General features: G+C 59.9%; 25 protein-coding genes. 20 read left to right on the top strand and 5 right to left on the bottom strand.

What is annotated here, in order from left to right; translation table 11 throughout:
* Window positions 1-17: 17 nt before the first annotated feature.
* Genes D1641_RS02470 through D1641_RS02460 form a run of 3 tightly spaced genes read left to right on the top strand, consistent with a single transcriptional unit; the run spans window position 18 to window position 1,910 of the window.
* Window positions 18-185, top strand: a complete 168-nt coding sequence (locus tag D1641_RS02470) for a hypothetical protein (RefSeq protein WP_160662814.1) — start codon at window positions 18-20, stop codon at window positions 183-185.
* On the top strand, window positions 182-1,123 hold the full coding sequence (locus tag D1641_RS02465) for an ABC transporter permease (RefSeq protein WP_160662813.1): 942 nt from the start codon (window positions 182-184) through the stop codon (window positions 1,121-1,123). The genes D1641_RS02470 and D1641_RS02465 overlap by 4 nt, the downstream gene beginning before the upstream one ends.
* A gap of 1 nt (window position 1,124) precedes the next feature.
* Window positions 1,125-1,910 (top strand): ABC transporter ATP-binding protein, encoded by a 786-nt coding sequence (locus tag D1641_RS02460; protein WP_160662812.1) that lies wholly within the window; start codon window positions 1,125-1,127, stop codon window positions 1,908-1,910.
* Between the two features lie 121 nt (window positions 1,911-2,031).
* On the opposite strand, the gene D1641_RS02455 is transcribed toward D1641_RS02460, so the two are convergent.
* Entirely contained in the window at window positions 2,032-2,292 is a 261-nt protein-coding gene (locus tag D1641_RS02455; protein ID WP_160662811.1) for a spore coat protein, read from the bottom strand.
* 17 nt (window positions 2,293-2,309) lie between these two features.
* Window positions 2,310-2,495, bottom strand: a complete 186-nt coding sequence (locus tag D1641_RS02450) for a spore coat protein (protein WP_160662810.1) — start codon at window positions 2,493-2,495, stop codon at window positions 2,310-2,312.
* A gap of 171 nt (window positions 2,496-2,666) precedes the next feature.
* Between D1641_RS02450 and D1641_RS02445 the strand changes: the two genes are divergently transcribed.
* The 6 genes from D1641_RS02445 (at window position 2,667) to D1641_RS02420 (ending at window position 6,930) form a co-directional block, all read left to right on the top strand.
* Window positions 2,667-3,176 (top strand): sigma-70 family RNA polymerase sigma factor, encoded by a 510-nt coding sequence (locus tag D1641_RS02445; RefSeq protein ID WP_160662809.1) that lies wholly within the window; start codon window positions 2,667-2,669, stop codon window positions 3,174-3,176.
* On the top strand, window positions 3,151-3,822 hold the full coding sequence (locus tag D1641_RS02440; RefSeq protein ID WP_160662808.1) for a hypothetical protein: 672 nt from the start codon (window positions 3,151-3,153) through the stop codon (window positions 3,820-3,822). The genes D1641_RS02445 and D1641_RS02440 overlap by 26 nt, the downstream gene beginning before the upstream one ends.
* A 100-nt stretch (window positions 3,823-3,922) precedes the next feature.
* Window positions 3,923-4,153: a type II toxin-antitoxin system VapB family antitoxin gene (vapB, locus tag D1641_RS02435; RefSeq protein WP_160662807.1), complete on the top strand. Its 231-nt coding sequence runs from the start codon at window positions 3,923-3,925 to the stop codon at window positions 4,151-4,153.
* A gap of 5 nt (window positions 4,154-4,158) precedes the next feature.
* Window positions 4,159-4,551: a type II toxin-antitoxin system VapC family toxin gene (locus D1641_RS02430; RefSeq protein ID WP_201757210.1), complete on the top strand. Its 393-nt coding sequence runs from the start codon at window positions 4,159-4,161 to the stop codon at window positions 4,549-4,551.
* 587 nt (window positions 4,552-5,138) lie between these two features.
* Window positions 5,139-5,984, top strand: a complete 846-nt coding sequence (locus tag D1641_RS02425; protein WP_160662805.1) for a transketolase — start codon at window positions 5,139-5,141, stop codon at window positions 5,982-5,984.
* Window position 5,985: 1 nt separating this feature from the next.
* Window positions 5,986-6,930 carry a transketolase family protein gene (locus tag D1641_RS02420; protein ID WP_160662804.1) on the top strand — a complete coding sequence of 315 codons (945 nt, stop codon included), beginning with the start codon at window positions 5,986-5,988 and terminating at the stop codon, window positions 6,928-6,930.
* Window positions 6,931-6,985: 55 nt separating this feature from the next.
* Here D1641_RS02420 and D1641_RS02415 read toward each other — a convergent pair whose 3' ends face one another.
* Window positions 6,986-7,237, bottom strand: a complete 252-nt coding sequence (locus D1641_RS02415; protein WP_347707366.1) for a helix-turn-helix transcriptional regulator — start codon at window positions 7,235-7,237, stop codon at window positions 6,986-6,988.
* Window positions 7,238-7,330: 93 nt separating this feature from the next.
* Between D1641_RS02415 and D1641_RS02410 the strand changes: the two genes are divergently transcribed.
* Entirely contained in the window at window positions 7,331-7,498 is a 168-nt protein-coding gene (locus D1641_RS02410; RefSeq protein WP_160662802.1) for a hypothetical protein, read from the top strand.
* Between the two features lie 39 nt (window positions 7,499-7,537).
* Here the strand turns inward: D1641_RS02410 and D1641_RS02405 are convergent, their stop codons facing one another.
* Together D1641_RS02405 and dpsA are read right to left on the bottom strand one after the other, a co-directional pair.
* Window positions 7,538-8,116: a dipicolinate synthase subunit B gene (locus D1641_RS02405; protein ID WP_160662801.1), complete on the bottom strand. Its 579-nt coding sequence runs from the start codon at window positions 8,114-8,116 to the stop codon at window positions 7,538-7,540.
* 96 nt (window positions 8,117-8,212) lie between these two features.
* The gene (dpsA, locus tag D1641_RS02400) at window positions 8,213-9,088 is read right to left on the bottom strand and encodes a dipicolinate synthase subunit DpsA (protein WP_160662800.1); all 876 of its coding nucleotides are present in this window, start codon (window positions 9,086-9,088) and stop codon (window positions 8,213-8,215) included.
* A gap of 239 nt (window positions 9,089-9,327) precedes the next feature.
* Here dpsA and serC point away from each other — a divergent pair, with 239 nt between their 5' ends.
* The 10 genes from serC to deoC all read left to right on the top strand — a co-directional run bounded on the left by serC (window position 9,328) and on the right by deoC (window position 17,118).
* On the top strand, window positions 9,328-10,413 hold the full coding sequence (serC, locus tag D1641_RS02395) for a 3-phosphoserine/phosphohydroxythreonine transaminase (RefSeq protein ID WP_160662799.1): 1,086 nt from the start codon (window positions 9,328-9,330) through the stop codon (window positions 10,411-10,413).
* A gap of 79 nt (window positions 10,414-10,492) precedes the next feature.
* Complete coding sequence (locus tag D1641_RS02390; protein WP_160662798.1) at window positions 10,493-10,999, top strand: TIGR04002 family protein; 507 nt, start codon at window positions 10,493-10,495, stop codon at window positions 10,997-10,999.
* A 134-nt stretch (window positions 11,000-11,133) separates the two neighbouring features.
* Window positions 11,134-12,306: a phosphoglycerate dehydrogenase gene (locus D1641_RS02385; RefSeq protein WP_160662797.1), complete on the top strand. Its 1,173-nt coding sequence runs from the start codon at window positions 11,134-11,136 to the stop codon at window positions 12,304-12,306.
* Window positions 12,307-12,318: 12 nt separating this feature from the next.
* Window positions 12,319-13,077: an exodeoxyribonuclease III gene (locus D1641_RS02380; protein WP_160662796.1), complete on the top strand. Its 759-nt coding sequence runs from the start codon at window positions 12,319-12,321 to the stop codon at window positions 13,075-13,077.
* Window positions 13,078-13,175: 98 nt separating this feature from the next.
* Window positions 13,176-14,042, top strand: a complete 867-nt coding sequence (gene metF / locus D1641_RS02375; protein WP_160662838.1) for a methylenetetrahydrofolate reductase [NAD(P)H] — start codon at window positions 13,176-13,178, stop codon at window positions 14,040-14,042.
* A 160-nt stretch (window positions 14,043-14,202) separates the two neighbouring features.
* A complete protein-coding gene (locus D1641_RS02370; RefSeq protein ID WP_160662795.1) occupies window positions 14,203-14,901 on the top strand; it encodes a VTT domain-containing protein in 699 nt (232 codons plus the stop codon).
* Window positions 14,902-15,015: 114 nt separating this feature from the next.
* The gene (locus tag D1641_RS02365; RefSeq protein WP_160662794.1) at window positions 15,016-15,435 is read left to right on the top strand and encodes a transcriptional repressor; all 420 of its coding nucleotides are present in this window, start codon (window positions 15,016-15,018) and stop codon (window positions 15,433-15,435) included.
* The gene (locus D1641_RS02360) at window positions 15,432-15,974 is read left to right on the top strand and encodes an NADH peroxidase (protein ID WP_160662793.1); all 543 of its coding nucleotides are present in this window, start codon (window positions 15,432-15,434) and stop codon (window positions 15,972-15,974) included. Before D1641_RS02365 ends, D1641_RS02360 begins: the two co-directional genes overlap by 4 nt.
* Before the next feature lie 67 nt (window positions 15,975-16,041).
* Complete coding sequence (locus tag D1641_RS02355) at window positions 16,042-16,197, top strand: rubredoxin (protein WP_160662792.1); 156 nt, start codon at window positions 16,042-16,044, stop codon at window positions 16,195-16,197.
* A 276-nt stretch (window positions 16,198-16,473) separates the two neighbouring features.
* Complete coding sequence (deoC, locus tag D1641_RS02350) at window positions 16,474-17,118, top strand: deoxyribose-phosphate aldolase (RefSeq protein WP_160662791.1); 645 nt, start codon at window positions 16,474-16,476, stop codon at window positions 17,116-17,118.
* The last annotated feature ends 151 nt before the right edge of the window (window positions 17,119-17,269 follow it).

The raw sequence follows: 17,269 nt of genomic DNA, 5'->3' as shown, positions 1-17,269 counted from the left end.
GCGCGTGTTCCTTTTTCTTGAAAGAAAAAGGAACCGAAAAAGAACTTTGCCTGCCTGCTCCTGAGATATGGAGCAGGCAGAAGCCCTGTGCAGCCAAGAGGAAAAATGAAATTTTTCCCAACGCTCTTTTTGCTTCTTTTTCTCACGAGAAAAAGAAGAGAATGAAAAAGGAGGAACCGCCATGAACCCATCCGCCCTGCTGGCTGTGAGCCAGACCGCCCTGGAGCTGGGGCTGATCTGCTCCCTCACCGTGTTGGCCCTGTTTTTGAGCTACTCCATGCTCAACGTCTGCGACCTGTCCACCGACGGCTGCTTCACCCTGGGGGCCGCCGTGGGGGCCGTGGTGGCCGCCTCCGGCCATCCCCTGCTGTCTATTCCCGCCGCCATGCTGGCGGGGATGGCCTCCGGCTTTGTCACCGCGATTCTTCAGACGAAAATGGGCATCGACAGCCTGCTGGCGGGCATTATTGTCAACACCGGGCTGTACTCGATCAATATTATGGTGATGGCGGGGGCCCCCAACATCAACCTGAACAAGAAGGACACCATATTCACCATGGCGAAGGACCTGCTGGCCGGGACTCCCCTGGCCGGCCAGCAGAATACCGTGATAGCCGCCGTCGCGGCGGCGCTGACGGTCCTCTTCCTGACCGTCTTTCTCAACACCCGGCTGGGGCTGGCAATCCGGGCCACCGGCAACAACCCGGACATGGTCCGCTCCTCCTCCATCAATCCGGCGTTCACCACTATTGTAGGCCTGTGCGTGGCCAACGCCTTTACCGGCCTGTCCGGCTGCCTGATGGCCCAGTCCCAGAAGCAGGCCGAGATTAACATCGGCACCGGCATGGTCACCATCGCCCTGGCCTCTCTGCTCATCGGCGCCACCCTCCTGGGCCGGGGGGGCATCTTCACCCGGGCGGCGGGCATGGTGCTGGGGGCGTTCATTTTCCGCTTCGTCTACGCCGTGGCCCTGCGGCTGGATATGCCCGCCTTCATGCTCAAGCTGGTGTCGTCGGTGATTGTGGCTCTGGCTATCGCGGCGCCCTATCTGAAGCAGCAATGGCCCACGATCCGCCGCCGGCTGTCCTACCGGCAGACCGCCGCCAGAAGGGGGGAGAACTGACATGCTGAACATCTCCCACATCTCCAAGACCTTCAACCCGGGCACCGTGAACGAGAAGCGGGCCATCTCGGACCTGTCCCTCCACCTGAACGCCGGCGACTTTGTCACCATCATCGGCTCCAACGGGGCGGGCAAATCCACCCTGTTCAACGCCGTCTGCGGGGACTTTCTCACCGACGCGGGCTCCATCGTCCTCAACGGCCAGGACATCACCTTTATGCCGGCCTTCCGGCGGGCCAAGCGCATCGGCCGGCTCTTTCAGGACCCCATGCGGGGCAGCGCCCCCGGCATGACCATCGAGGAGAACCTGGCCCTGGCCGCGGGGAGCGGTGGCTGGCTGTCCCACGTGACGGCGGGGGAGAAGAAGCGCTTCCGGGACCGGCTGGCCCTCCTTGATATGGGGCTGGAGGACCGGATGAAGCAGCCGGTGGGCCTGCTGTCCGGCGGACAGCGCCAGGCGCTCACCCTGCTCATGTCCACCATGAACCCGCCCAGGCTGCTGCTGCTGGACGAGCACACCGCCGCCCTGGACCCGGGCACGGCGGAGAAGGTGCTCAAGCTCACCCGGGACATCGTCTCTGAGCACAAAATCACCACCATGATGGTGACCCACAACATGAACCAGGCCCTGGAGCTGGGCAACCGCACCCTGATGATGGACGGCGGCAATATCGTGCTGGACATCAGCGGCAGGGAGCGGGAGGGCCTCACCGTGGTGGATCTGCTGAAAAAATTCAGGGCCGGCGCGGGTAAGGACCTGGACAACGACCGGATTCTGCTGTCGTGACCGGGATGTAGGGGCGGATATTATCCGCCCGTTCTTACAAAGTGCGTTTCGTAATTGTTCGGGCGGACAATGTCCGCCCCTGCAAGAAAAGCCGCCGCGAGCAAATCGCGGCGGCTTTTCTTCACTGGGCGGCGGGCTGCTGGTTGGAGAATCTGGTGTAGGCCTGGCTCACCTTGCTCTGAGGGGCCTGCTCCACCTGATACCAGCCCTTGGACTGGGACATCTTGAAAAGGTCGGTCTGAATCTGGTGGCTCTGGTTGAAGATTTTCAGAAAGTCATCCCGCAGGGGCAGGCTGACGCACTCCGAGGCGAAGGTGTCGTAGTTGGCGGACATCTTCTTCTCACTGCAAATAAAGTCGGTCATTCTCTCCTGATCGTTCATAGCGGCTCCTCCTTTTTTCAGCGCAGATGATTCAGCAGGGTGTTGTAATTCTGCAAATGCAGGCTGGCGCAGGACTGGAACTTGTTTTTCAGTTCCGGGTCCTGGCTCTCCTGGGCGGCGGACAGGTACTTGCAGTGGAGCACCTTCTCAAAGTCCAGCTGGTCGGACAGAGCGGACAGCTCCTTGGTGGTCAGATTGGGCATGACGATTACCTCCTTTTTGAAAGCGGGCAGGGCCCGCCGTTGGTGGATAGTCTGTCCCCGCCCCCAAAATTTATGAGAAAAATTTCTCTTCCTCTGAGATTTTACCCCCCTGTCATGGATATTACTTGATGAAAGGCCTTTCAAAACAGATTTCCAAGGAGGTGAGCGGCCTTGACAGACGAGGCATTTGCCCAGGCGGCCCGGACCCACGGCGACACTGTCTACCGCGTCGCCCTCCACGCCCTGAACAACCCCCACGACGCCGAGGACGTGATGCAGACCGTGCTTTTGAAGCTGTACGAGTGCAAAAAAGAGTTTGAGTCCGAGGAGCACATGAAGCACTGGCTGCTGCGGGTGGCGGTGAACGAGAGCCGGAGGGTGCTGCGGTCTCTGTGGCGGAGGAGCTCCGTCCCCCTGGAGGAGCGGCACGACACCGCCGCCCCGGAGGACCCGGCCAGGGCCGAGATGCTGGAGGCGGTGATGGCTCTGGAGCCCAAGTACCGGCTGGCCGTCTATCTCTACTACTACGAGGGGCTGTCCGTGGCCGAGACGGCCGCCGCCATGCGGGCCAACGTGTCTACCGTACAGACCTGGCTGCTCCGGGCAAGAGAGCGGCTGCGGAAGGAGCTTACCGAGAAAAAGGAGGAATCTGTCTATGTTCGACCCGAAATTGTACCGTGAAGCCTGCCGGGAGCTCACTGCTCCCGAGGATAAAATTGAGGAGATTATCGCTATGACTGAGAAAACCAATAAGAGACGCATCCGCCCCCTGCGCACCGCCCTCATCACCGCCGCCGCCGTCGCCATGATGGTGGTCAGCGTGGCCGCCGCTGATCCGGAGGGATTTGAGTCCTTCATTTTAGATATCGGCTCGATTGTCCGGGTGGACCGCTACCGCTCCGATGTGACCACCGAGGACGGCGAGACATTCTCCATGGTGGCGTCCCCCGATGCCAAGGTGGAGAATCGGGACGGCAGGGCCATTCTGGTGGTCAACGGCGAGGACGCGGCCGACATCACCGACGCCCTGGCCCAGGACCAGCACTATGTCTTTGAGGACTTTACCGAGGATACCAGAATTACCATCACTGTGGACGGCACCATTGAAAAGTGGACCCTGGTGAAGGAAGTGGGCATCGTGAAAGCGGACGGCAGCTATCACTGGTTTGGCAGCGATACCGTCACCAGCGAGGACGTGGACACCAATATGAACGGCGGCGTATTTTTCAACGCCGACATTTTCAAGGACAGTTCTGTGGATGTTGCAGATGTGGAAGTGACCACCGGCATGTATGTGACCGTGGACAAGGACTGTGAGAACAAGTAAAGAGGCAATGCGGGCCGGGTGACCGGCCCGCTGTTTTATCACAAAAGCCTTGACTATAATATATATCGTGGTATATACTATATACAAGGAGGTGGCTGATATGGAGACAGCAAAGATTTTTGAGAATGGAAGAAGTCAGGCGGTGCGCCTGCCTAAAAAGTATCGTTTTAGTGTAGACGAGGTTGTGGTTCAGCAGTTGGGGGACGCGATTCTCCTGGTCCCCAAGGAATCCCTGTGGAAGACTTTTTTGGAGGGGCTGGATGGATTCACCGGCGATATCTTTGAAAATGGACGCAATCAGGGGGCACAGAAGGAGAGAGAACCGCTGTGACTTATATGCTGGACACAAATATCTGCATTTATGTGATGAAGAAGAGACCGGAAAATGTGCTGCGGCGGTTTCAGAAAGAGCTTTACAGCGGATTGTGCATCTCTTCGATTACGCTGGCTGAGCTGGAATACGGTATGAAGCACAGCTCAGACCCCGTGAGAAATGAGCAGGCACTGCTTCGCTTTTTGGCTCCCATGAATATTCTGCCCTTTGGACTGGCGGCGGCATCGGAGTATGGGGAGATCAGAGCTTATTTGCAGAGTCAGGGGACGCCAATCGGACCGCTGGATATGCTGATTGCCGGACACGCCAGATCGGAGGGGATGATTCTGGTAACAAACAATGGAAAAGAATTTGAGCGGGTGCCTGACCTGGTACTTGAGAACTGGGCAGAATAGATTGACAGCGGTGGGCCGGGGGACCGTCCCGCCGCTTTTTCGTCCCGCCGCAGAGAAAAGGCCCCTTGGCCCTGCGGGGGGCGACGGGAGTTTGCTGTTCTTGATGAGTGAATATACTTGAACAGAAAGCAGAAATGTGCTATTCTAAAATACAGGAAAGAATGATTTTTCAGCGCTGACAAGCAGCAGCGGTCAGCCCTCATGACAGAGGGCAGCTCCTTGCCCTCTGATCTTCGGAAAGGGGGGCTGCCTGATGAGTACATCCGAAGTGTTACAGCTTTGTTTGGTTATCATTGGTATTTGCGGCCTGTTTATTCAGGGCAAAAAGAAGTGACCGCCGGCACCCTGACAAGTACGGCGATCACTTTCGTCAACTCTAAGGGCTGACCGTGTTTTGGCAGAGCCCTTTCTATGTCTTATTATAGCCGCCTGCGGGTTTGTTGTCAATATCTCCATTTCCTAAGCCGTTCTCTATTTCCGTACAGCCTTCCGCAGTATTTCTCCTTGTAATTTTTGAGCGGCTGTCTTATAATAGGGGCAGTGTGAAATTACCACCGGCGACAAATCTTACCGCAAAGGAGAATACTATGACAGCCAATGAAAAAAAGCAGCTAATGGCGATGGCCTGCAAGGTGCGCATGGGCGTCATCGAGGGCACCCATGGGGCCAAGGCCGGCCATCCCGGCGGGAGTCTTTCCGCCTCTGACCTGTTTGCCTACCTCTACTTCAAGGAACTGAACATCGACCCCAAGGACCCCAAGTGGGCCGATCGGGACCGCTTCGTTTTGTCCAAGGGCCATACCGCCCCGGGCCTGTACGCCGCTCTGGCTCTGCGGGGCTTCTTCCCAGTGGAGGATCTGCCCACCCTGCGGCACATTGACAGCTATCTCCAGGGCCACCCCAACATGAACACCGTCCCTGGCATCGACATGTCCACCGGCTCTCTGGGCCAGGGGGTCTCCTGCGCCGCCGGCATGGCCCTGGCCGCCCGGAGGATGGGCAAGACCTGCCGGGTGTATGCCCTGCTGGGCGACGGCGAGATTCAGGAGGGCCAGGTGTGGGAGGCCATGATGTTCGCCCACCACTACAAGCTGGACAACTTCTGCGCCATTGTGGACAACAACGGCCTGCAGATTGATGGTCCGGTGGATCAGGTCATGAGTCCCTATCCCATCCCCGACAAGCTGAGAGCTTTCGGCTTTGAGGTGGTGGAGATTGACGGCCACGACTTCGACCAGATCGAGGCGGCTTTTGAGAAGGCCAAGGCCACCAAGGGCGTCCCCACCGCCATTGTGATGAAGACCACCAAGGGCAAGGGGGTCAGCTTCATGGAGGGCCAGGCCGGCTGGCACGGCAAGGCCCCCAACGACGAGGAGTATGAGACCGCCATGAAGGAGCTCAAGGCTCAGCTGGCAGAAGTGGAGGCGATGTAAGATGGCGGATGTAAAAAAAATCGCGACCCGTGACAGCTACGGAAACGCTCTGGCCGCCCTGGGCGCGGAGCACGACGATCTGATCGTCTTTGACGCCGACCTGGCGGGCGCCACCAAAACCGGCACCTTTAAGAAGGCCTTCCCTGACCGGCACTTCAACTGCGGCATCGCCGAGGGCAACATGATCGCCGTGGCCGCCGGCGCCGCCGCCATGGGGCTGGTGCCCTTCGCCTCCAGCTTTGCCATGTTCGCTGCCGGGCGGGCATTCGAGCAGGTGCGCAATTCCATCGGCTACCCCCACCTGAACGTGAAGATCGGCGCCACCCACGGCGGCATCTCCGTGGGCGAGGACGGAGCCAGCCACCAGTGCTGTGAGGATTTCGCCCTGATGCGGTCCATCCCCGGCATGGTGGTCATGTCCCCCGCCGACGACGTGGAGGCCAAGGCCGCCGTCAAGGCCGCCTATGAGTATGAGGGGCCCGTCTACCTGCGCTTCGGCCGGCTGGCCGTGCCTGTGTTCCACGACGAGGCCAGCTTTAAGTTCGAGATCGGCAAGGGCGAGGTCCTTCAGGACGGCGGCGACGTAGCTATCATCGCCAACGGCCTGCTGGTGAATGAAGCCATGGAGGCGGGCAGGGCGCTGGCCGAGGCCGGCATCTCCGCCCGTGTCATCAACCTGTGCACCATTAAGCCCCTGGACGAGGAGCTGGTCCTGAAGGCCGCCCGGGAGTGCGGCAGGATTATCACCTGTGAGGAGCACTCCGTCATCGGCGGCCTGGGCGAGGCGGTCTGCGCCCTGCTCAGCGAGAAGTGTCCCACCCCCGTGCGCCGCATCGGCGTCAACGACGAGTTCGGCCACTCCGGCCCCGCCGCCGCCCTGCTTAAGCAGTTCGGTCTGTCCGCCGACCATATTGTGGAGGTCGCCAGAGACTTCTGCGGGAAGTAAATGAGAATACTCCGCTTGTCAGAGAGACAGGCGGAGTGTTTTTTGTGGAAAAATCCTATTTAATTTCCTGTTCCAGGCTGTCAAAGGCCGGTGCGGAGAAGAACTCTCCCAGAGTGATATCTAGACCGTCGCAAAGCTTTTTGATGGTGATGATAGATACATCTCTCCGTCTGCTGTCCAGCATACTATAAACCGTTGATGGGGTAACGCCGGATAATGTGGCAAGTTCATTTGCTTTCATATTGCGTGTGCGGCACAGATCTATAAAACGGTTTGCGACAGCATCTTTAACTGACAAGTGAACCACCTCAAAAATATACTATTTGCATTGCCGCATTTGCGTATACGCAGTTGCGTAAATTTGGAAAATGTGATATACTTCTGAACGGAGGTGGCATAGATGAAAAAAATTACCATCAGCTTGGAAGACTTTGTGTATCAGTTTTATCAGAAGGTGGGGGAGAGCGCGGGTGGACTTCCGGTAGAACAAGTTGCCGCAGATGCTTTGTTCAAATTGGCCGGAGAGCTTTCCATGAACGCGCTCCACAAAAAGGGTATGCAGGGATAGAAAAAGCAGGCCGTCTCAGAGGATGGCCTGCTTTTTTGCTCATGTCCGCAATAAGATAGGCTGGAGCTGACGGCCCTCCAGGGCCGCCTGGGCGGCGTCAGCCACCTGGGAGAAGTCGGACACCAGGGAGGTGGGCTTCTTCTCAAAGTCGTCCTGGCCGAAGGGGACAAAATAGATGTGCTTCCGGGCCAGCAGGGCGCCGATGCCGGCGGCGGAGGCGGCCAGGCCGTCGTTGGTGGAGGGGGCGATGAGGAGGGGGCGCTCATTGCGCAGGTGGGCCTTGGCTGCCATGGTGACGCTGGTGTCAGTGATGCCGGCGGCCAGCTTGCCCAGGGTGTTGCCCGTGCAGGGACAGATGATGAGCAGGTCCAGCAGCTTTTGGGGCCCGATGGGCTCCGCCCCCTGGACGGTGGAGATCACCCGGCAGTCGCAGATGCGCTCCATCTCCCGCATCAGGTCGTGGGCCCTGCCGAAGCGGGTGTCGGTGCTTGTCACGACCTCCGACACGATGGGCACCACCCGGGCAAACCGGGCCTTGACCTGCTCCAGGGCCTCCATGGCCCTGGCATGTGTACAAAAGGACCCGCATACCGCGAATCCAACGGTGTTGTTCTTCAATGAAAGCATTCCTTTCAGATATGAATGAGGAAAAACGAAGTTTTCCCAAAGTTTTTCTTTTGGTTCTTTTCTTTTAACAAAAAGAAAAGAACAGTGTCACAGTCCAATTTCCCGCAGCATATTGCAGATGGTGTCCCGGAGGGCGGCGCCCGCGGTCACCGGGGCCACCTTGCCGGGGAGGGAGAGGGCCCAGATTACCGTCAGTCCCAGCTCCACAGCGGCCCCCAACTCCACCCCGCCGGGCTTGGAGGCCAGATCCAGGATGAGGCAGTCGGGCTTGATGTCCTCCAGCTCCTCCCGGCCCAGCACCTGGGCGGGGACCGTGTTGACGATGAGGTCGTAGCCGCACAGCCAGCCCTTCAGATTGGACAGATGCTCCCCGCCGAAGCCCATGGCCTGAGCCCAGGCGAGCTGATCGTATTTTCGGGCGGCCACGCTCACCCGGGCCCCCAGAGCCTGAAAGCGCTGGGCGGTGAGCCGGCCCACCCGGCCGAAGCCGATGATCAGCACCCTGGAGCCGTGGATGGTGATGGGCAGGTGCTCCATAGCCAGCTGGACGGCCCCCTCCGCCGTGGGGACGGCGTTGGCCACCGCCAGCTCCTCCCGGGCGAAGTAATCGTGAATGGTGAGGCCCCGTTCCTGTGCCAGGGCCTGGACCTCCCGGTCCACCCGGCCGCCGCAGATGAACTGCCGGGGGGACAGCCGGTCCAGAATAGAGGCCAGGGGATACTCCGACCCGGCCAGCGGGGCGTTGAGCTGTCCGCCGCCGCCAGAGACGGGGAGGGGCAGGACGACGCAGTCCGCCTTGTCAACAAAACGCAGGGAGGCCTCGGCGGTGAGGCCGGGGCTGGGCTCCTGGGACTGGCCCAGGGCATAGGTATGGACAGTGTGGCCGTCCTCGGCCAGCAGCAGGGAGAGCTTCTCCTGCCGCAGGTCGCCGCCCACCACCCAGATATTCAGCTCGTGTTTCATAGAAGTACCTCCAGAACCACCGGCCGAGCGGCGGTGGGTTTCTACCCCATTGTATGGGGGCAGGGGGGAGGGGGTGCCACGCCGCCCCAAAATCATTTATCACAGCGTTCCCGGCAAAAAGACAGGCTACTTCTTCTCTTTTGCCATTGACACCCCATTTTCCCCGGGCTATAATAGAAAATTGCCCCACCTGTGTGGTGCGGGCAGTTTTATTTTTTGGAAGAAAGGGGCTCTTTTTGATGAGCGACCAGCGCGTGTATAACTTTTCCGCCGGCCCCTCCATGCTTCCTCTGCCCGCGCTGGAGCGCGCCGGAGCGGAGATCACCGACTACCGGGGCTCCGGTATGTCCGTGATGGAGATGAGCCACCGTTCCAAGGTCTTTATGGACATCTTCCATGAGACCCAGGACAAGCTGCGCCGGCTGATGAGCATCCCGGACGGCTATCACATCCTCTTCCTCCAGACCGGGGCCTCGGGCCAGTTTTCCGCCGTCCCCCTGAATCTGATTGGAAGAACAGGGAAGGCGGACTATGCGGTCACCGGCAATTTCTCCGGCCTGGCCTATCAGGAGGCTCAGAAATATGGACAGATCAGCATGGCTGCCGATACCTCCGACCGCGATCACAGCTATATTCCCCGCCAGGAGGAGCTGAAGCTGGATAAAGACGCCAGCTATTTCTATTACTGCGCCAACAACACCATCTACGGCACCGAGTGGGACTACGTCCCCGAGACAGGAGAGGTCCCCCTGGTGTGCGACATGTCCTCCAATATTCTGTCTATGCCGGTGGACGTGTCTAAATTCGGCGTCATCTACGCCGGAGCCCAGAAGAATATGGCCCCCGCCGGGCTGACGGTGGTCATCATCCGGGACGGCCTCCAGGGCCGCGAGCTGCCCTATACCCCCCTGATGATGAACTACAAGACCATGATCGACAAGGACTCCATGTATAACACCCCCCCCTGCTGGTGCATCTATATGCTGGGCCTCACCCTGGATTGGGTGGAGGCCAACGGCGGGGTGGCCGGGATGGAGAGGCTGAAATGGACCCGGGCCAATATGCTCTATGAGACGCTGGAGAGCTCCCGGCTGTTCCAGCTCCACGGAGAGAAGGGCTCCCGCTCCGGGATGAACGTCACCTTCCGCACCGGGGACGAGGCTCTGGACGCCAAATTTGTTCAGGAGGCCGCCGCCGCCGGCTTTGTCAACCTGAAGGGCCACCGGAAGGTGGGCGGAATGCGGGCCAGCATCTATAACGCCATGCCTGTGGAGGGTGTGGAAAAGCTGTGTGACTTCATCCAAAGCTTTGACAGGGCCAACTGACAAAAATGGATTAACCCATTGACAAAGTAGGAAATACGGCGTATACTTCTTTTCAATAACCTGTACGGGGGGTATCTGCATGCGCCAAAAGCAAAAGCTGCACCTGATGGTCATCACCGCCCTGTTCGCCGCATCCATCACTGTGATGACCGCCTATATGCTCCATATTCCCATTCCCACCGGAGGCTATATTCATCTGGGGGATGCCCTGATTTATCTGGCCGCCTGCCTGTTGCCCACCCCCTGCGCGGCGGCGGCCGCCGCCATCGGCGCCGGGCTGGCCGATCTGCTCACCGCCCCCGTGTGGGTGCTGCCCACCCTGATTATCAAGGCCGTGGTGGTGCTGTTTTTTACCAGCGGCGGCGAGAGGCTCCTGTGCCGCCGGAACCTGGCCGCGATGGTTGCCGCAGGACTGTTTTCCCCCTCGGCCTACGCTCTGGCCGGCTGCGCTATGGCCGGGACTATGGCCGCCTTCGTCCCCCAGTTTTTGGGCACCCTGGTCCAGGGGATCGGCAGCGGCGCCCTTTTCCTGGTCATCGCCCCGGCGCTGGACGGGGTCAAGCTGAAGGAGCGGGTGAGGGCCTAGACAATATTGCAGGGGCGGATTTTATCCGCCCTGCTGTAGGGCGTGACCACCGGGCACGCCGGGATGCAGAACCAGGGACAGGGCGCGCCGAGTCGTCGCGCCCTACCATTTCACAGAAATTCGAGGTAATTTCCATGTATCGTATCAAGACACTGAATAAGATTTCCTCTGTCGGTCTGGCCCGTCTGGACCCCACCCGGTTTCAGACGGGGGCGGAGGTGGAGAACGAGGACGGTGTTCTGGTCCGCTCCGCGCCCATGCACGACTATGCCTTTCCTGACTCCCTCCGGGCCATCGCCCGGGCGGGAGCGGGCACCAACAACATCCCCATTGATCGCTGCTCGGAGAATGGCATTGTGGTGTTCAACACCCCCGGCGCCAACGCCAACGCGGTGAAGGAGCTGGTCATCGCCGCCATGCTTATCGCGTCCCGGGACGTGCTGGGGGGCGCTGACTGGGTCCAGGAGCAGGCCCATACCCCCAAAGTGGACGTGGCCGCCGCAGTGGAGAAGGGCAAGTCGGCCTTCGCCGGTCCGGAGCTCTACCGCAAGACTCTGGGCGTCATCGGTCTGGGGGCCATCGGGGCCCTGGTGTGCAATATCGCCCTGGACCTGGGGATGGACGTCTACGGCTACGACCCCTTCCTGTCGGTGGACGCAGCCCTGCGGCTAGACCGGCACGTCCATGTGGTCCAGAATGTGGATGAGCTGTACAAGGTGTCTGACTACGTCACCCTCCACATCCCCTATACCAATGCCACCAGGGACTTTATCAACGCCGAGGCCATCGGCAAGATGAAGGGACAGGTGCGGGTGCTTAATCTGGCCCGGGGCGGGCTGGTCAACGACGATGACATGATCGCCGCCCTGGAGGCCGGCCGGGTGGCCAAATATGTCACCGACTTCCCTGACGATCAGATCACCACAGTGCGCAATGTGATCGCCCTGCCCCACCTGGGGGCCTCCACCCCGGAGAGCGAGGACAACTGCGCCGTGATGGCGGCGCGGCAGCTCCGGGACTACCTGATTAACGGCAATATCAAGAACTCGGTCAACCTGCCCGACGTCTGTCAGGACTGGAGCGGCATTGCCCGCCTGTGCCTGATCCACAAGAACGTCCCCGCCATGCTGACCAGGATCATGGGGGTCCTGTCCGACGACCACATCAACGTGGAGAATATGACCAACAAGTCCAAGAAGGACTACGCCTACACCATGGTGGACGTAAACACCCGCATCACCGACGAGGTGGCCGACGAACTGCGGGCGATCCCCAACATGATCCGGGTGCGGGTATTAAATCATTGACGAGGTGCCGCGATGGTATTTATCTCCTGGAATGTAAACGGCCTGCGGGCCTGCATGAAAAAGGGGTTTCTGGACTTTTATGAGGGACGGAAGCCCGACTTCCTCTGCCTTCAGGAGACCAAGATGGAGAAGGGACAGGCCGACGTCCCCTTGGGGGAGGGGGTGCTGGAGTTCTGGAACTCTGCGGAGAAGAAGGGCTACTCCGGAACGGCTGTTTTCACCCCACACGCTCCCGCCGCCGCCGCTTACGGCATGGATCGGGAGCCCCACGACCACGAGGGGCGGCTGATTACCCTGGAGTATGACAAGTTCTATCTGGTGTGCTGCTATACCCCCAACGCCCAGGACAGCTTGAAGCGGCTGGATTACAGGATGAGCTGGGAGGACGACCTGAGGGACTATCTCATGTCCCTGGACAGGGCCAAGCCGGTGGTCTACTGCGGGGATTTGAATGTGGCCCACCAGGAGATTGACCTGAAAAATCCGAAAACCAACCGGGGGAACCCCGGCTTCTCCGACCAGGAGCGGGAGAAGATGACCGCTCTGCTCTCCTCCGGCTTTACCGACACCTTCCGCGCCCTCTATCCCGACCGGGAGGGGGCCTACTCCTGGTGGTCCTACCGCTTCAGCGCCCGGAAGAACAACGCCGGGTGGCGCATCGACTACTTCATTGTGTCTGACCGTTTGAAGGACAAGATTCTCCGGGCGGAGATTTTGTCCGATGTGGAGGGCAGCGACCACTGCCCGGTGCTGCTGGAGCTGGATATTTGACCGCAGGGGCGGCCGGTGCATCGTTATAGGTTATCAAATGAACACGGCGCGCCGGGGTGGCCGCGCCCTATATTCTGACAGAAGGAAGGCGCGCTGTGATGAAGCTGTGCGAGCTGTTTGGCAAGGGACGGACGGTGTTCACCTGTGAGGTGTTCCCGCCCAAGAGGACCGCCCCGGTGGACAGCATCTATAAGACGCTGGACGGGATGAAGGACATCCGCTTTGACGCCATCAGCGTCACCTTCGGGGCGGGCGGCTCCACTGTGAACCAGAGTACCCAGGAGATCGCCTGTCTCATTGAGAACCAGTACCACACCCCCGCCATGGCGCACCTGACCTGTGTGGCCGCCGGCAGGGAGGAGGTGGACCGCATCCTGGACCAGCTGAAGGCCGGCGGGGTGGAGAACATCCTGGCCCTGCGGGGGGACGCAAATCCGGACTATCCTCCCAAGACCGACTTCAAATACGCCAGCGAGCTGGTGGCCTATATCCGGGAGCGGGGGGATTTCGGCGTTTCCGCCGCCTGCTACCCGGAGGGACACCTGGAGAGTCCCGATCTGGTCAGCGACGTCCGCCGCCTGAAGGAGAAGGTGGACGCCGGCGCCCAGCACCTGGTCAGCCAGCTGTTTTTTGACAACGGCGACTTCTTCCGCTTCCTGGAGCGGGCCCGCATCGCGGGGATTAACGTGCCCATTGAGGCGGGCATTATGCCGGTGCTCAGCGCCAAATCCATCCAGAGGATGGTGTCCCTGTGCGGGGCCAGCATGCCCGCCAAGCTCACCCGCATCCTGGCCCGGTACGGCGATCACCCGGACGCCCTGCGGGAGGCGGGGGTCGCCTATGCCATCGACCAGATCTCTGACCTCATCGCCGGCGGCGTGGACGGTATCCACCTGTATACCATGAACAATCCGGACGTGGCCCGGCAGATCGCCGGGAGTATCGACGCAATTCGGAAAATATAACGCAGGGGGCGGCCTCCGTGCCGCCCCCTTTTTGCCCGGTGGGGCGGCGCAGAGGCCGCCCCACTGCTGTTCACACCTTATTCACCAAAATTTAAGGAGTTTTTGGTCGTATTTCCCCCGCTGCTGTGCTACAATACCTCCTGTGAACGGAGGCCTTTTCATGAAAAGCAGACAGAAAATCTTCATTTTAACGGCGGTCGTCCTCCTGCTGGCGGGGGGCGGGTGGTTTTTATATACCAGCGGCTTTTTTCAGGCGGCCGGCTCCCTGGAGGGGCTCCGGGCCTATATCGCCGATTTTGCCCCCTATTCCCACCTGTTTTTCTTCCTGCTCCAGCTGCTGTCGGTGATCCTGGCCCCCATCCCCAGCAATATCACAGCCGCTGCGGGGGGACTCCTCTTTGGGACCTGGCCCGCCTTCCTGCTCACCTTTGGGGCGGTGGTGAGCGGCTCCCTGCTCACCTTCTCCCTGAGCCGGGTGCTGGGCCGGGATTTCGCCGACCGGCTTGTCAGCCGGAAGCTGTCGGAGAAGTATCAGTCCGTTCTGCGGGCCAAGGCCCCGGTCTTTCTGACGCTGGCCTTCCTCTTCCCCTTCTTTCCGGATGACATGCTGTGCATCCTGGCCGGGCTCACCGACCTGCCCTGGCGGCGCTTTGCCCTTATTGTCCTGCTGGCCCGGCCCTGGGGACTGCTGTTTGCCAGCGCGCTGGGCGGCTCCACCCTGGAGCTGCCGCTCTGGGTGATGCTCCCCATCGGACTGGCCGGGCTGACGCTCTTCCTGCTTGGGCTGAAATATGGGGACAGGCTGGAGGAAAATCTTCTGCGCTGTTTGAAAGAGCGAAAAACTGGGGAAACTGAGTAGGCAGAAAACCGTACACCCGCACCAAAATTTTCTTGTTTTTCTCTTTACAAACAGAAAAAGATGTGCTAGTATATAAGCATAACAATAATCAGTATTGTTAAGGGGAGAGGGTCTGTGGAGCGAGCCGTTCGGTACAGCAGAAAACGGGAGGCTATCCTGGCTGAAATCCAGGGGACCAGCTGCCATCCCTCCGCTGAGTGGCTCTATCAGCGGCTCAAGCCCCGGCATCCCGACCTGAGCCTGGGAACCGTCTATCGCAATCTGACCTTTTTTCAGGCGCAGGGCCAGATTAAAAGCGTGGGTGTGGTCCAGGGACAGGAGCGGTTTGACGCCGTCGTCACCCCACACAGTCACTTTGTTTGCAACTGCTGCGGCTCCGTTCTGGACCTGCCCGATTTTCAGCCGGGCGGAGACTTGGACCGGACCGTCAGCTGGCAATACGGGCTCACGGTGGAACGCCACGAGCTCACATTCTATGGTCTATGTTCCAGCTGTTCCAAACAACAAAATAACAAGGAGGAACCAAAATTATGAAGAAATTTGTTTGCAGTGTCTGCGGTTATGTCCATGAGGGCGACGCCGCCCCCGCCGAGTGCCCCATCTGCCACGCTCCCGCCGACAAGTTTGTCGAGCAGGGCGGCGAGATGAGCTGGGCCGCTGAGCACGTCGTGGGCGTGGCTCAGGGCGTGGACCCCGAGATCATCGAGGGCCTGCGCGCCAACTTCCAGGGCGAGTGCACCGAGGTCGGCATGTACCTGGCTATGGCCCGGGTCGCCCATCGCGAGGGCTATCCCGAGATCGGCGAGTACTGGCGCCGGGCCGCGCTGGAGGAGGCTGAGCACGCCGCCAAGTTCGCCGAGCTGCTGGGCGAGGTGCTGACCGACTCCACCAAGAAGAACCTGGAGCTGCGCGTCGAGGCCGAGAACGGCGCCACCGCCGGCAAGGTCGCCTTGGCCAAGAAGGCCAAGGAGCTGAATCTGGACGCCATCCACGACACTGTGCATGAAATGGCCCGCGATGAGGCCCGCCACGGCAAGGCCTTCAAGGGTCTGCTGGAGCGTTACTTCGGCTAAGCATGATTTCACCTTCCCGCCCAACTGGGCGGGAAGGTTATTTTAACAAATCTAGGAGGAATTTCTGATGGATAAGTACGTCTGCCCCTGCGGCTATGAGTACGACCCCGCCGCAGGCGACCCTGACAACGGCGTCGCCCCCGGCACCCCCTGGGGCCAGGTCCCCGACAGCTGGGTCTGCCCCATCTGCGGGATGGGCAAGGATGTCTTTGAGAAGGCGTAAACAGAGTATCCTTTTGAGGGAGACAGGGAGACCTGTCTCCCTCTTTTTCCGTTCGCGGGCCGCCGGCGGGGGCGCGGGGTAAAAAGAGGCGGATGATAGGAAAACTGCATATTTATGGCCTGTTTCAGGGCTGTAAATTGTGAAATCACCAGGGAGATTCGGGGTTGACAAGAAAAAAGCTGTATGGTATTATGCGCTTTGGAAATATGTTTCAATTGATTTTTTGCCGGATAGGTGGAGAAAAAACGTGGAATTTCAGGGTTAAAGGAGCGAAATATGGATCAGAAAGAAATTTTGAGCCGGGTGGAGCACACCCAGCTGAGCCCGACGGCCACCTGGGAGCAGATCAAGGCCGTCTGTGACGAGGGGAAGCAGTTCAACACCGCCACCGTATGTATTCCCCCACGCTATGTGAAGCGCGCCAGCGATTATGTGGGCAATGCCATAAAGATATGCACGGTGATCGGCTTCCCCAACGGCTACACCACCCCTGAGGTAAAGGTGTTTGAGGCGGAGGACGCCATCCGCAACGGCGCGGACGAGATCGACATGGTCATCAACCAGGGCCTGGCCAAGGAGGGCGACTGGGAGGGCCTGCTGGAGGAGATCAAGGCGGTGAAGGCCTCCTGTAAGGGCCGTATTCTGAAGGTCATTGTGGAGGCCTGCAACTTCAGCCAGGAGGAGAAGCTGGCTCTGTGCCGGGTGGTCTCCATGTCCGGGGCGGACTTTATCAAGACTTCCACCGGCTTCGCCTCTGGCGGGGCCACCGTGGAGGACGTGAGCCTTTTCCGGAGCCATATCAGCCCTGATATGCGCATCAAGGCCGCCGGCGGCATCCGTACGTTTGAGCAGGCCCAGGCCATGATCGAGGCCGGAGCCGACCGTCTGGGCGCCAGCGCCCTGGTGGGACTGGTGAGATGACGTTTTGAGGCATAAAATTCCCAGGCAGGCTCCCGCAGGGAAGCTGCCGCGCTGGGGGATGCAAATCATAAGCTGTCTGATTTGGGCGGCGCGGCTGTTCAGCTGCGCCGCCCTTTTTTGGCCCTTTATCTTTCACGTTGATGGAAAAATC

It is taken from the genome of Colidextribacter sp. OB.20, assembly GCF_009911595.1.
Classification (GTDB): Bacteria; Bacillota; Clostridia; order Oscillospirales; family Oscillospiraceae; genus Lawsonibacter.
This window is presented reverse-complemented; position numbering and strand designations above follow the sequence as displayed.

Bases quoted from the DNA above. Each gene is read 5' to 3' on its own strand.
- D1641_RS02465 (WP_160662813.1), top strand. From the start codon at position 182: ATGAACCCATCCGCCCTGCTGGCTGTGAGCCAGACCGCCCTGGAGCTG.
- D1641_RS02460 (WP_160662812.1), top strand. From the start codon at position 1,125: ATGCTGAACATCTCCCACATCTCCAAGACCTTCAACCCGGGCACCGTG.
- D1641_RS02455 (WP_160662811.1), bottom strand. From the start codon at position 2,292: ATGAACGATCAGGAGAGAATGACCGACTTTATTTGCAGTGAGAAGAAG.
- D1641_RS02450 (WP_160662810.1), bottom strand. From the start codon at position 2,495: ATGCCCAATCTGACCACCAAGGAGCTGTCCGCTCTGTCCGACCAGCTG.
- D1641_RS02440 (WP_160662808.1), top strand. From the start codon at position 3,151: ATGTTCGACCCGAAATTGTACCGTGAAGCCTGCCGGGAGCTCACTGCT.
- vapB (WP_160662807.1), top strand. From the start codon at position 3,923: ATGGAGACAGCAAAGATTTTTGAGAATGGAAGAAGTCAGGCGGTGCGC.
- D1641_RS02430 (WP_201757210.1), top strand. From the start codon at position 4,159: ATGCTGGACACAAATATCTGCATTTATGTGATGAAGAAGAGACCGGAA.
- D1641_RS02425 (WP_160662805.1), top strand. From the start codon at position 5,139: ATGACAGCCAATGAAAAAAAGCAGCTAATGGCGATGGCCTGCAAGGTG.
- D1641_RS02420 (WP_160662804.1), top strand. From the start codon at position 5,986: ATGGCGGATGTAAAAAAAATCGCGACCCGTGACAGCTACGGAAACGCT.
- D1641_RS02410 (WP_160662802.1), top strand. From the start codon at position 7,331: ATGAAAAAAATTACCATCAGCTTGGAAGACTTTGTGTATCAGTTTTAT.
- dpsA (WP_160662800.1), bottom strand. From the start codon at position 9,088: ATGAAACACGAGCTGAATATCTGGGTGGTGGGCGGCGACCTGCGGCAG.
- serC (WP_160662799.1), top strand. From the start codon at position 9,328: ATGAGCGACCAGCGCGTGTATAACTTTTCCGCCGGCCCCTCCATGCTT.
- D1641_RS02390 (WP_160662798.1), top strand. From the start codon at position 10,493: ATGCGCCAAAAGCAAAAGCTGCACCTGATGGTCATCACCGCCCTGTTC.
- D1641_RS02385 (WP_160662797.1), top strand. From the start codon at position 11,134: ATGTATCGTATCAAGACACTGAATAAGATTTCCTCTGTCGGTCTGGCC.
- D1641_RS02380 (WP_160662796.1), top strand. From the start codon at position 12,319: ATGGTATTTATCTCCTGGAATGTAAACGGCCTGCGGGCCTGCATGAAA.
- metF (WP_160662838.1), top strand. From the start codon at position 13,176: ATGAAGCTGTGCGAGCTGTTTGGCAAGGGACGGACGGTGTTCACCTGT.
- D1641_RS02370 (WP_160662795.1), top strand. From the start codon at position 14,203: ATGAAAAGCAGACAGAAAATCTTCATTTTAACGGCGGTCGTCCTCCTG.
- D1641_RS02360 (WP_160662793.1), top strand. From the start codon at position 15,432: ATGAAGAAATTTGTTTGCAGTGTCTGCGGTTATGTCCATGAGGGCGAC.
- D1641_RS02355 (WP_160662792.1), top strand. From the start codon at position 16,042: ATGGATAAGTACGTCTGCCCCTGCGGCTATGAGTACGACCCCGCCGCA.
- deoC (WP_160662791.1), top strand. From the start codon at position 16,474: ATGGATCAGAAAGAAATTTTGAGCCGGGTGGAGCACACCCAGCTGAGC.